This is a genomic window from Pseudomonas sp. LBUM1656, from assembly GCF_059716065.1.
In genome coordinates this window covers 933,279-947,014 of record NZ_CP166800.1, presented here as the reverse complement: position 1 = coordinate 947,014, position 13,736 = coordinate 933,279, and the positions used below count along the sequence as shown (strand labels likewise).

Below are 13,736 nucleotides of genomic sequence, written 5' to 3'. Positions count from 1 at the left end.
CTTGGGGAGGGGAATTCACATGTCACGCCAACAATTACAATTACCAGTCAGTTCACCGCGTTTGCTCGCGTCTGCAATTGGCGTGGCGCTCACTGCCAGCTCCGCCGGCCACATGGTTTTCGCGGCTGAAAAGGCCGACGAAAAAGCGCCTGGCAATGCGATTTCGCTGGGGGCTACCGCGATCACTGGCGAAGCCCAGGATGCGACTTCCTACAACGTCGAAAAAGCCTCCTCGCCCAAGTACACCGCACCGTTGGTGGACACACCGCGTTCGATCACCGTAATCCCGCAACAGGTTCTCAAGGATACCGGCGCCCTCAATATGCAGGACGCGCTACGCACCGTTCCGGGCATCACCTTTGGTGCCGGTGAAGGTGGCAACCCACAAGGCGATCGTCCGTTCATTCGTGGTTTCGACGCTCAGGGCGATACGTATCTGGACGGCGTGCGCGACACGGGTTCGCAGAGCCGCGAGATCTTCGCCGTCGAGTCGATTGAAGTCAGCAAAGGTCCGAACTCGGCCATTGGCGGCCGTGGCGCTGCGGGCGGCAGCATTAACCTGGTGAGCAAAAAGGCGCACTTGGGCGACTCGTTTGACGGTGGTTTTACCTGGGGTTCGGACCAGACCCAGCGCTACACCCTGGACGGCAACTACCAGTTCACCGACACCGCCGCTGGCCGCCTGAACCTGATGAGCCACGAAAGCAACGTCGCCGGCCGTGACAGCGTCGATTACGACCGCTGGGGCATCGCGCCGTCGCTGGCGTTCGGCCTGGGCACCGACACTCGGGTCAACCTCGATTACTACCATCTCGAAAGCAACGACACGCCGGACTCTGGCATTCCGTACACCATCCCCGTCGCCGGTTCCGCCGCCCGCACCAAGTCCAACCCGGACAAGCCGTTCGCCGGCGGCGATCACAGCAATTTCTACGGGCTGGATCGCGACTTCCTCAAGGGCCGCACCGACACGGCAACCTTCGCCATCGAGCACGACCTGAGCGATGCGCTGACCGTCAAGAACACCCTGCGCCACGGCAGCAGCATGCAGGATTACATCCTGACCCAGCCGGACGACAGCAAGGGCAACGTCAATAACGGCAGCGTCTGGCGCCGGGCCAATACCCGCGTCAGCAATACCGAGACCACCACCAACCAGACCGATCTGTTTGGTGACGTCTACATCGCCGGCTTCAAGAACAGCTTCGCCACCGGTATCGAGTTGAGCCGTGAGGAAAGCCAGAAATCCTCCTACAACGTCAACGTCGACACCACCCCGCGAACAGCGGCTTCGACCACCAACTGCTCACCGGCATTGATTGGCGCGCCAAGCGGCTACAACTGCACCTCGCTGGCCAACCCGAACCCGAACGATCCGTGGAACGGTGCGATCTCGCGCAACTACGCCGGCACCGACACCCAGGCCGACACCTACGCGCTGTATGTGTTCGACACCCTGGAATTGTCCGAACAATGGCTGGTGAACATGGGCCTGCGTTACGACCATTTCGACACAAAATACAAAACCTACAACGCCTCCAGCGTGACCACGTCCAAGGGCGATGACGTCAGCGAGTTCGTGACCGGCCAATTCGGCGTGGTTTACAAACCAGCGGAAAACGGCAGCATCTATGCGTCGTACGCCACCTCCGCCACTCCGCCAGGCAACACCCTGGGCGAAGGCCAGGAAGGCAACCCGTTGGGCGGCACTCCGGATCGCAACGGCAACCTGCTGAGCAGCGACATGGAGCCGGAAACCACCAAGAACTACGAAATCGGCACCAAGTGGGATTTGCTGAACGATCGCCTGTCGCTGACCGCCGATATCTTCCGCACCGAGAAAGAAAACGCCCGCGTTCAAGTCGATACCACGTCCTATGAAAACGCCGGCAAAACCCGCGTTCAAGGTATCGAACTGTCGGCCACTGGCAAGATCACCGAAAAATGGCAGGTCTTCGCCGGTTACGCCTACATGGACAGCGAGCAAGTCGATGGTGGTGACCTGACGGCCAACAAAGCCAACAACGGCAACGAACTGCCAAACACCCCGAAAAACAGCGCCAGCCTGTGGACGACTTATCAGGTAACGCCGAAGCTGACCATCGGTGGCGGCGCGTTCTATGTCGACGACGTATTCGGTAGCGTGGCCAACACCACCATGGTGGATTCCTACGTTCGCTACGACGCAATGGCCGCGTACAAGTTAAGTAAAAACGTGGATCTGCAACTCAACGTGCAGAACCTGACCGACGAAACCTACTACGACAAAGCCTTCTCGACCCACTTCGCCAACCAGGCGGCGGGCCGCACGGCATTGCTGAGCACCAACTTCCACTTCTGATAGCCAGCCACACCGCAATCCCTTGTGGAATGTGGTGGAGACTGAAATCAGGGTCAGGCCCCGTTCATCCACATGTACGGGGCTTTTCTGCGTAAAAAAGAATGTTTCTCAGCAACCCACGGCATAATGCGCGCCGTGATGATTATTTCGAACGAACAAGGCGAGCGACGTGTTGAAGAAAACCCTGTTCCAGTTGCACTGGTTTTTCGGCATCAGTGCCGGGCTGGTCCTGGCCCTGATGGGCATCACCGGGGCGATGGTCTCGTTTGAGGATGAAATCCTCAGCGTGCTCAATCCTTCCGTGCTGCAAGTCGAGAAGCAGGTTGCCGGCGTCCTGCCGCCCGCCGAACTGGTGGAAAAAATCGAGGGTGCCTCCGGTAAAAAAGTCGCGATGCTCTGGGTCGAGACCGACAGCGGCAACGCCGCACGGGTTAGCTTCACGCCGCCACCGGGCGAACGCCGGGGCGAGATGCGCTACTTCGATCCGTACACCGCCGAATTCATGGGCGACGCCACCGGCCAGGATTTCTTTGGCCTGATGCTGCAACTGCACCGCTTCCTCGCCATGGGCGATACCGGGCGGCAGATCACCGGAGCCTGCACGCTGATCCTGGTGTTCTTCTGCCTGTCCGGCCTGTACCTGCGCTGGCCGCGCCAATGGAAAAACTGGCGCGCCTGGCTGACCCTCGACTGGAAGAAAAAGGGCCGCAGCTTCAACTGGGACCTGCACTCCGTGGCCGGCACCTGGTGCCTGGTGTTTTACCTCCTGTCAGCGCTGACCGGGTTGTCCTGGTCCTATGAGTGGTACAACAAGGGCCTGACCCAATTGCTTTCCGACTCACCGCAAAACGAGCGCGTTCGCGGCGGTCGTGGTCCTGCACCGAGCGGCCCGGCGCCCACCGCCGACTATGCCGTCATGTGGAGCAGCATTTATAGCGCCGCAGGTCCGGCACTCAGTGCCTATAATATCCGCATGCCGCCAGTGGCTGGCCAACCGGCCACGGTTTTCTACCTGTTGAACACCTCGCCCCATGACCGCGCGTTGAACCAGATCAGCCTCGACCCGGCCACCGGCGTCGTCAAACGGCATGACCGTTACAGCGACAAGAGCCTCAAGGCACAGCTGCTGACCAGCATCTACGCGCTGCACGTGGGCAGTTACTTCGGCATTGTCGGGCGGATCATCCTGACCCTTACCGCGCTGACCATGCCGCTGTTCTTCATCACCGGCTGGTTGCTGTATCTGGATCGTCGTCGCAAGAAAAAGCAGATCAAGGACGCGCGCAAAGACTTTGCGCAAACGGGCAGCAACACACCGGCCTGGTTGATTGGCTTCGCCAGCCAAAGCGGGTTTGCCGAGCAACTGGCGTGGCAGACCGCCGGGCAATTACAGGCGGCCGGCTTGCCGGTGAAGGTTCAGCCGCTGGCGACTGTCAGCGAACAGGATTTGCGTGAATCCAGTAACGCGCTGTTCGTGGTCAGCACCTTCGGCGATGGCGAAGCACCGGACAGCGCCCGGGGTTTCGAACGCAAAGTACTGGGCCAGGCGTCGAACCTGGAAAGCCTGAACTACGCGGTACTGGGTCTCGGTGATCGCCAGTATCAACACTTCTGCGGATTCGCCCGACGCTTGCACACCTGGCTGGGCGAGCATGGCGGCAAGACCCTGTTCGCGCCGGTGGAAGTCGACAGCGGCGACCCTTACGCCTTGCGTCACTGGCAGCAGCAACTCGGTCTGCTGACCGGGCAAGCGCCGGTCGACACCTGGCAAGCACCGAGCTTCGACAACTGGACCCTGACCCGCCGCGAGTTGATGAACCCGGACAGCAGCGGCTCGCCGGTGTATTTGCTGGGCTTCACTGCCCCGACGACCAGTAGTTGGCTGGCCGGGGATCTGGTGGAAGTGTTGCCACGCAATTGCCCATGGGCGATCGAGCATTTCCTTGGTGGGCTGGGCATTGAAGGCCGGGCGATGGTGACCTTCGATGGCCTGTCGCAACCGCTTGAGCAAGCCCTCGCCAGTCGCCAACTGCCCGAGAACAGAGCGCATCTGGTCGGCCTGCACGCGCAAGCGCTGGTCGACGCCCTGGTGCCGTTGGCCATGCGCGAATACTCCATTGCCTCGATCGCCGCTGACGGTGTGCTGGAACTGATCGTGCGTCAGGAACTGCATGCCGACGGCAGCCTGGGCATCGGCTCCGGCTGGCTGACCGAACATGCGCCGGTGGGTGGCACTGTCAGCCTGCGAGTGCGGCGCAACAGTAGTTTCCACCTGCCGACCGAGCCGGTACCGATGATCCTGCTGGCCAACGGCACCGGGTTGGCCGGGCTGCGCAGTTTGCTCAAGGCGCGCATTGCCGATGGGCAGCAACGGCATTGGCTGCTGTTTGGCGAGCGCAATCGGGAGTACGACTACCTGTGCCGCGATGAGCTTGAGGATTGGTTGATTTCAGGCGATCTGGAGCGACTGGACCTGGCGTTCTCGCGGGATCAGGCCGAGAAGATTTATGTGCAGGATCGCCTGCGCGAGTCGGCCGATCTACTGAAGCAATGGCTGGCCGACGGCGCCGTGATTTACATCTGCGGCAGCTTGCAGGGAATGGCTTCAGGCGTGGATCACGTGCTCAACGAAGTACTCGGGATTGAAGAAGTCGATCGCCTGATCGAGCAGGGCCGCTACCGCCGCGACGTCTACTGACACCACACCACCAAATATGTGGGAGCGGGCTTGCTCGCGAAAGCGGTGTGTCATTCAACGATGATGTTGACTGATCCACCGCGTTCGCGAGCAAGCCCGCTCCCACATTGATCGAAGCCAGCCTGCTATTTCATCTCAAACCGGCTGAAGCTTTTTCTCAAACACCGCCACCCCATCCAGATCCCGCAACACCACCCCCATCTCCCCCGTCCGCCCATCGATATTCACCTCGCCAAAAAACTGAAACCCGGCAAACGGCGAGGTGTTCTGTGCAGGTGGTGCCTTCTCGAAAATCACCTCGGGCCCGAACGTCTTGTCCAGGGGATTAGGCCCGTAGCTCCCGGCATTCAACGGCCCGGCCACAAACTCCCAGAACGGTTCGAAATCCTGAAACGCTGCCCGATCCGGGTGGTAATGATGGGCTGCGCAGTAATGCACATCCGCTGTCAGGAAAACGAAATTGCGCACCTGTTGGGCACGTAGAAAGCCCAACAACTCAGCGATTTCCAGTTCACGTCCCTGGGCCGGTCCGGGATCACCGTTGGCCACCGCCTCCCAGCGCGACACACCCGGGCTGACCTCTCCGTCGGGGACGCCGAGGCCGATCGGCATGTCGGCGGCGATGACTTTCCATTGCGCATTGGAGGCTTTCAACGACGCCTTGAGCCAGTCGAGTTGCTCACGACCGAGAAAGGGTTTGGCGCCGCCGAGGTTGTCGTCATTGGCCCCGCGATAGCTGCGCATGTCCAGCACGAACACATCCAGCATCGGTCCATAACCGAGCTGGCGATAGATCCGCCCGCCGCCATCGGCGCTCTGCAAACGCATGGGCGCATATTCGAGCCAGGCTTGCCGGGCCCGGCCCACCAGGCTGTGGATATCTTTGCGCTTGTAGCGCTCATCCAACTGCTTGCCCGGCGACCAGTTGTTCACCACTTCGTGGTCGTCCCACTGCCAGATCTGCGGAACTTCGGCGTTGAAGCGGCGGACGTTTTCGTCCATCAGGTTGTAGCGGTAGTTGCCGCGGTAGTCGTCGAGGGTCTCGGCGACTTTGCTCTTGGCTTCGCTGGTGATATTGCGCCACACCCGGCCGCTTTCGGTGGTCAGTTGCGCCGGCACCGGGCCGTCGGCGTAGATGGTGTCGCCGCTGTGGATAAAAAAGTCGGGCAGGCGCAAACGCATGGCTTCGTAGATGCGCATGCCGCCAATGTCCGGGTTGATGCCGAAGCCTTGGCCGACGGTGTCGCCGCTCCAGACGAAACGAATGTCGCGCCGGGTTTGCGGCACACTGCGCAAGTGACCGAACCAGGGTTCGCTGGCAACGCCGCTTTGGGCGTCTTCGAAATAGACGCGATAGAAAATCGCCTGATCGGCCGGAAGACCCGTGAGCTCGACCCTTGCGGTGAAGTCGGTGCGCGCATCGGCCAATGGCGAGACGAATCGACGAGGGTTGCCGAACAGGCTGCGGGTGTCCCATTCCACCACCATCCGCGCCGGCCGGTCACTGCGACTCCAGATCATCGCCCGGTCGCCCTGCAAATCGCCGGACTGCACACCGTCGGTGAGTAGGGGACGATCCTTGACCGAGGCGATGACGGCCGGTGCCAGACCTGGAAGCAACAGCCCGGCGCCGACGGCCTGCATGACACGGCGACGGCCGAGGTCGAATTCGCTCATGGTGTTCTCCCTGAAAAGGGGAAACTAAAGCACGTGCGCATGAAACCGGTGTGACACAAAAATCTGCCAACACACTGATCCCCTGTAGGAGCGAGCCTGCTCGCGATGACGGTGTGTCAGACAACATCATTGTTGACTGACACACCGTCATCGCGAGCAGGCTCACTCCCACAGGTTTTGTGGTGTGTCAGGCCTTGGCGGGTTCTAGCGCCATCTCTACAAATTCCGGCCGCTTGAGCAGTGCATACGCCACCGCCGTCAACAGACTCCCGGCCACAATCGCCAACAGATACAACAGCGCATGGTTGATCGCATTCGGGATCGCCAGCACAAACAACCCACCGTGCGGCGCCATCAGTTTGCAGCCGAAATACATCGACAACGCACCGGTCAGCGCGCCCCCGGCGATGCTCGCCGGAATCACCCGCAGCGGGTCTTTGGCGGCAAACGGAATTGCGCCTTCGGAGATGAAACACAGTCCCAACACCAGCGCTGCCTTACCGGCCTCGCGCTCGGCCTGGGCAAACTTGCGCCGTGCGATAAACGTGGCGATGCCCAAGCCAATCGGCGGCACCATGCCGGCGGCCATGGTCGCGGCCATCGGTGCGTAACTTTGCGAGGCCAGCAACCCGACCGAGAACGCATACGCAGCTTTGTTGATCGGCCCGCCGAGGTCGACGCACATCATCCCGCCGAGCAGCACACCGAGCAGAATCGCGTTGGTGGTGCCCATGCTGTCGAGGAAGTGCGTGAGCCCTTCGAGCATCCCGGCCACCGGTTTGCCGACGATGTAAATCATCACCAGACCGGTGAACAGGCTCGCCAGCAACGGGATGATCAGGATCGGTTTCAGCGCCTCAAGACTTTGCGGCAGACGCGCGTATCGATTGATCGCCTGTGCCGCATAACCGGCGATGAAACCGGCAATGATCCCGCCGATAAAACCGGCGCCCAGGGTGCTCGCCAACAGGCCACCGATCATCCCCGGCGCCAGGCCCGGACGGTCGGCGATCGAGTAGGCGATGTAACCCGCCAGCAGCGGCACCATCAGTTTGAACGCGGTCTCACCGCCGATCTGCATCAGGGCGGCGGCGAGTGTGCCCTCCTCCTTGAACGCGGTGATGCCAAACACAAACGACAAGGCGATCATCAGACCGCCCGCCACCACCATCGGCAGCATGAACGACACGCCGGTCAGCAGGTGTTTGTAGACGCCGGTTTTCTCTTGTTTGGCGGGGCCTTTGGCACCGGTCGCAGCGGTTTCCTGCTTGCCTTCGGCCAGTGCTTTGTTGAGCGTCGCTTCAGCCTGCTTCAACGCAATGCCGGTGCCGCAACGGTAAATCTTCTTGCCAGCAAAACGCTCAGTGGCGACTTCGATATCGCAGGCCAGCAGCACCACATCAGCATCGGCAATCACTGCAGCGCTGAGTGGATTGCGCGCACCGACCGAGCCTTGGGTTTCCACCTGCAGGTCGTAGCCCAGACGCTTGGCCGCTTGCTGCAAGGCTTCAGCGGCCATGAAGGTATGGGCGACGCCGGTCGGGCACGCGGTAATCGCGACCAATCGCGGTGCACTTTGGCTAGCCGCAACAGGCTCGGCGACGGCTTCGGGCGCGACGTAAACCTGAGCTTCTTCAGCGCCTCGGCGCAGCACCGCTTCGACATCCTGCAACGCCTGGGCCGGCGTACTCTGGAACACGCGTTTGCCCACAAACCGCGACATGTCCACCGGCGTGCTGGTCACCAGCAACACCCACTCGGCGGCTTCAATCGTGGCTGCCGACAGCTGACGTTCCGGATGCGCGGCGTCCACCACTTCGACGCTAGTGCTCCAGCCCTGACGCTGGGCCGCTGCATCAAGCAAGCGGGCGCACAGCACACTGGTGACCATGCCGTTCGGACAGGCCGTAACAATGGCTAACTTCATGACAAACCCTCTTATTGTTCTGTCAGGGTGCGCATGCGCACGCCCTGTTCGAGCTGCGCCAACTGCGCCGCATCGCCAATGCCGAAACCGATCTGGGTGACCGCCATCGCGGCAATCGCCGTGGCGGTGCGCAGGGTCTGTTCAGGCGTGTCGGCGCTGAGCAAACCGTGGAGCATACCGGCCAGCAACGAATCGCCCGCGCCCACCGTGCTGACGACGCTGACCTTGGGCGGCGTGGCGTGCATCGCAGAGCCGACACTGAACCAGTTCACGCCTTCGGAACCGTGGGAAATCACCACATGCTCGATGCCTTGAGCGTGCAAACGGCTCGCTGCTTCGGCTTGCGCCGCCACCGAGATCACTTCACAGCCGAGCGCGTCGGCCAGTTCTTCGGTGTTCGGTTTGATCAGCCACGGACCGGCCTTGAGTGCCGCGCGCAACGCTTCGCCGCTGCTGTCAAGGGCGACGTTCAGACCCAGGTTTTTCAAACGCTCAATCAACGCCTGCAACCACTGGGGACTGATCCCTTGCGGCAGGCTGCCGGCTACGACGACCGCGTCATGACCGGGTGCGATCTGATCGAGTCGATCCAGCAACGCTTGCTGCGCCGCCTCATTGACCATCGGCCCCGGCCCGTTGATGTCGGTGATGCGCCCATCGTTTTCCGCCAGTTTGATGTTACTGCGAGTCTCGCCGGGCACCCGAATGAACGCATCGACAAAACCGCGTTTGGCGAACAGGGTTTCGAAGGCTTGAAGATTGTCCTCCCCGAGGAAACCGCTGACCGTCAGTTGATGCCCGAGGTCAGCCAGCACCTGCGCCACGTTCACGCCCTTACCGGCAGCGTGGGTATGCATCTCGTCGCTGCGATTGACTTGGCCCGGCTCAAGGCGAGGTAGCTGCACCGTCAGGTCCAGCGCAGGGTTGAGCGTCAGGGTCAGGATTTTGGCCATTACAGGGCCTCCACTAATGCGCGCACTTCATTGGCGCTGCCCACGGCCAAGGCCTGCTGGGCGAGAATTTTGGTTTGGCTGAGGCTGAGCTCGCGGATGCGCGCCTTGACCTCGGCAATGCTGCGGCCCGACACGCTCAACTCATCCACGCCGAGGCCGACCAACACCGGCACCGCCAGCGGATCGGCCGCCAGCTCGCCGCACACGCCGACCCACTTGCCGTTGGCATGAGCCGCGCGCACGGTGATGTCGATCAGTTGCAGCACCGCCGGGTGCAAGCCGTCCGCCTGGGCCGACAAGGTTGGATGACCCCGGTCGATGGCCAGGGTGTATTGGGTCAGGTCATTGGTGCCGACGCTGAAGAAGTCGACTTCCTTGGCCAGCACCGGAGCAAGCAGCGCCGCCGATGGCACCTCGATCATGATCCCCAGTTGCAGGTCGGCGACCGGGATTTCCAGACGCAGGCGTTCGGTCATGTCCCGCGCCTGGCGCCACTCATCAACGCTGCCGACCATGGGGAACATGATCCGCAGCGGGCGGTTGTCGGCAGCACGCAGCAAGGCGCGCAATTGCGCTTCCATGATCTGCGGACGTTGCAAGGTCAGGCGAATGCCACGCACACCGAGGAACGGGTTTTCTTCTTTCGCAATCGGCCAGTACGGCAATGGTTTGTCGCCGCCGACGTCGAGGGTGCGAACCACCAAGGGACGACCGGCCAGGCCATCGAGTACACGACGGTATTCGACTTCCTGGGTGGCTTCGTCCGGCGCTTGGGAATGGGCCATGAAAATCAGTTCGGTGCGCAGCAAACCAATGCCTTCGGCGCCCTGCTCCACCGCGCTGGTCACACCAGCGCTTTCGCCGATGTTGGCGAACACTTCGACCGCATGACCGTCGGTGGTCAATGCCGGTTGATGGCGTTGTTCGGCGGCCGCTTTGAGGCGTTGCTCGCGGGTTTCACGTTCTTCGGTAGCGCGTTGCAGGGTCGCCGCGTCGGCGTCCACGTGCAGGCGACCGCGCTGGCCGTCAATCAGCAACGGCGTGCCCGGCGCCAGCAGCAACACCGCCGCACCGGCGCCGACCAAGGCCGGAATGCCCAGCGCCCGGGCGACAATCGCGCTGTGAGCGGTCGCGCCGCCACGGGCCGTGAGAATACCCGCGACGCGGGTCGGGTCGAGACGCGCGACATCGGACGGACCGACTTCGTCCATCACCAGAATGTACGGTTGATCGGGCTCACTTGGGGTTTCGACGCCACAGAGTTGCGCCAGTACCCGACGGCCGATGTCGCGCAAGTCGGCGGCACGTTCGGCGAGCAAGGCGTCCTGCAACGATTCCTGTTGTTTGGCCGCCGCTTCGATCACCGCCATCCACGCCGCTTCGGCGCTTTCGCCTTGCTTGAGGCGGGTGTCGACTTCATCGGTCAGTTCCGGGTCGTCGAGCATTTCCTGGTGGGTGATGAAAATCTCGCGGATGGCCTTGGACTTGCTGCGTTCGATCAGGCCTTCGATGTCGCTACGCACGTGCGCCAGCGCTTGCTTGAGACGCTCGCGCTCGATCGCGGCAGATTCGCCACGCAGCGGGTAATCGATGGTTTGCAGCACTTGAATATGCGCTGGACCGATGGCGATGCCCGGTGCGGCGGCAATCGCCTGGACCAGACTGCCGGACGCTGGCGCCAAGAGCACTTCGGCGACATCGGCAAACACTTCGCGCTGCTGGCTCACGGCGGGCAACGGCTCGACTTCTTCACCCAGGCCTTCTTCGATGGCGGCGAGCAAGGCTGGCAGCGCATCAGCGGCGATGCTCGGTTCGGCGACAAATTCCAGCACCTGACCGCGACGGGCGCCGAGGCTGAGCAGTTTGCTCAAACTCTTCACCGATACGGCGCTGTCCTGGCCATCGACGATGCGCACGCGGATTTCGCCTTCAAAACTTTTTGCCAGTTGCGCGAGGATCTTTGCCGGACGGGCATGCAAACCGTGGGCGTTGGCCAACGCAATGCGCGCGCTCGGCCAATCCGCCGGCAGTTCACCGCCCAGGACTTCGAGGACTTTACGGCTGCTGGTGGCGCGGCCCAATTCGTGGCCACGGCCTTCGATCAGCAACGCACAAAGGCGTTCGAGCAAAGCCTGATGCGCCTCGCCGAGGCTCGCCAGACAAAACAGGCCGCTGAGCGGCTGGCCGAGGTAACGCATGGGTTTGTCCGGCGTGACGAAGGCCAGGCCTGGGCGCTTGACCGTTTGCTCGCTGTGCAACCACCACAGGCCATCGCCCAGCGGCAGCGCTTCGACTTGCTGCAACACGGCGGAGAAACCGTTGCTCACGCAATCCGCCTGGCGCAGCAAACGCGCACCGCGCCACACCAGTTCTTCGAAATCGTCCGCCGAGACACCGAGGCCGATCATCTGTGCATCCAGCGCCAGTTCCTGCGGTGCGCCTTGCAGCAGTTTCAACAAGGCTTCGGCGGAACTGGCACGACGCAGGGCCTGGCCCAGGTCGGTTTCACCGAGGGCCCGGGTCAGCAGTTGCAGCAGTCGCAAGTGCTCATCGGATTTGGCGGCGATGCCGATCGCCAGGTAGACGATCTGACCGTCGCCCCAGTCCACACCCTCGGGGAACTGCATCAGTCGCACGCCGGTGGAAAACACCTGATCGCGGGTTTCCGGGGTACCGTGGGGGATGGCAATACCTTGACCGAGAAAGGTCGAGCCCTGGGCTTCGCGTGCTTGCAAGCCGGCAAGGTAACCCTCGGCCACCAGGCCATCGGTGACCAGATGCCGGGCCAGCAGCTGCAAGGCTTCGGACTTATCCACAGCCGACTGGCCCATGGATATCTGCTCTATGGTGAGCTCGAGCATGCTTTCTCCTTTTTGGCGTCTGTTGGCGCCAGGTATTGTTTTGAATGATTCCAGCTTAGGCGCTTAGTCTTCACTTTTGGCGGTTTCGCGGCAGAACCGGCCAAATGCGCTTACAACGTAGAAAATACGCTTGCTGAAACGTTTAATCTAGAATGATTGGCACGTTACTCGATTATGTCCCATCCTTGAAGTCCAACTTGTCGGAAGCGTTGCGACAATGGTCGTCTACCGGAATCGGGTAGGATTGGCGAAAATGTCGGCCGTAAAACAAGGAAAGCCCGCGTTGAAACTCAGTGATATCGCACAATTGGCCGGTGTGTCCGTTACCACCGCCAGTTATGTCATTAATGGCAAGGCCGAACAGCAACGTATCAGCAGTGCCACCGTCGAGCGCGTTCGTGCGGTCGTCGAACAACATGGCTTCACTCCTAACCCCCAGGCCGCCGGGCTGCGCAGTCGGCACACCCGCACGTTGGGCTTCATTCTGCCGGACCTGGAAAACCCCAGTTACGCACGCATTGCCAAACTGCTTGAGCAAGGCGCCCGGGCGCGCGGTTATCAATTGCTGATCGCCAGTTCCGACGACGCACCGGATAGCGAACGGCAATTGCTGCAACTGTTCCGCGCCCGACGTTGTGATGCGCTGATCGTCGCCAGTTGCCTGCCCGCCGGTGACGACAGCTACCGTCAGTTGCAGGCCAAAGGCATGCCGATCATCGCCATCGACCGGGTGATGGAGCCTGAGCATTTCTGTTCAGTGATCAGCGATGATCGCGAGGCCAGCCTGCAACTGACCCGCAGCCTGCTCGATCCGCTGCCCAAGCAAATCGCCCTGATCGGTGCCCGTCCAGAGTTGAGCATCAGCCAGGAACGGGCCGCCGGATTCAAGGAAGCCCTGACCGGGTTCAAAGGCGAAGTGTTGATCGAGCACGCTGAGTCGTTCAGCCGTGAGTGCGGCAAGCAGTTGATGGAAGAACTGCTTCAGCGTCTGGGGCATTTGCCGGATGCGCTGGTGACCACGTCCTACGTGCTGCTTCAAGGCGTGTTTGATGCCTTGCACGACTACCCGCTGAAACCCCGCCCGCTGCGCCTCGGCACATTCGGCGACACGCAGTTGCTGGACTTCCTGCCACTGCCGGTCAACGCCATGGCCCAGCAGCATCAGTTGATTGCCGACAAGGCCCTGGCACTGGCCCTGGCCGCCATCGAGCAGTCCGATTACCAACCCGGCGTGCAGGCCATCGCGCGGACCTTCAAGCAGCGTATTCGCCAGGACTGA

General features: G+C 61.7%; 7 protein-coding genes. 3 read left to right on the top strand and 4 right to left on the bottom strand.

Features of this window, described 5'->3' with window-relative positions; genetic code table 11:
• Positions 1 to 19: 19 nt before the first annotated feature.
• Positions 20 to 2,341 (top strand): TonB-dependent receptor, encoded by a 2,322-nt coding sequence (locus ACA072_RS04055; RefSeq protein ID WP_497623312.1) that lies wholly within the window; start codon positions 20 to 22, stop codon positions 2,339 to 2,341.
• A gap of 169 nt (positions 2,342 to 2,510) precedes the next feature.
• Entirely contained in the window at positions 2,511 to 5,039 is a 2,529-nt protein-coding gene (locus ACA072_RS04050; RefSeq protein WP_497623310.1) for a PepSY domain-containing protein, read from the top strand.
• Positions 5,040 to 5,174: 135 nt separating this feature from the next.
• Here the strand turns inward: ACA072_RS04050 and ACA072_RS04045 are convergent, their stop codons facing one another.
• From ACA072_RS04045 to ptsP, 4 genes are all read right to left on the bottom strand, one after another.
• A complete protein-coding gene (locus tag ACA072_RS04045) occupies positions 5,175 to 6,716 on the bottom strand; it encodes an alkaline phosphatase D family protein (protein ID WP_497623308.1) in 1,542 nt (513 codons plus the stop codon).
• A gap of 187 nt (positions 6,717 to 6,903) precedes the next feature.
• Complete coding sequence (locus ACA072_RS04040) at positions 6,904 to 8,643, bottom strand: PTS fructose-like transporter subunit IIB (RefSeq protein WP_497623307.1); 1,740 nt, start codon at positions 8,641 to 8,643, stop codon at positions 6,904 to 6,906.
• Between the two features lie 11 nt (positions 8,644 to 8,654).
• The gene (gene pfkB, locus ACA072_RS04035; protein ID WP_497623306.1) at positions 8,655 to 9,596 is read right to left on the bottom strand and encodes a 1-phosphofructokinase; all 942 of its coding nucleotides are present in this window, start codon (positions 9,594 to 9,596) and stop codon (positions 8,655 to 8,657) included.
• A complete protein-coding gene (ptsP, locus tag ACA072_RS04030; protein ID WP_497623304.1) occupies positions 9,596 to 12,457 on the bottom strand; it encodes a phosphoenolpyruvate--protein phosphotransferase in 2,862 nt (953 codons plus the stop codon). Before ptsP ends, pfkB begins: the two co-directional genes overlap by 1 nt.
• A gap of 283 nt (positions 12,458 to 12,740) precedes the next feature.
• On the opposite strand from ptsP, the gene cra reads away from it, so the two are divergent.
• Complete coding sequence (gene cra / locus ACA072_RS04025) at positions 12,741 to 13,736, top strand: catabolite repressor/activator (protein WP_497451909.1); 996 nt, start codon at positions 12,741 to 12,743, stop codon at positions 13,734 to 13,736.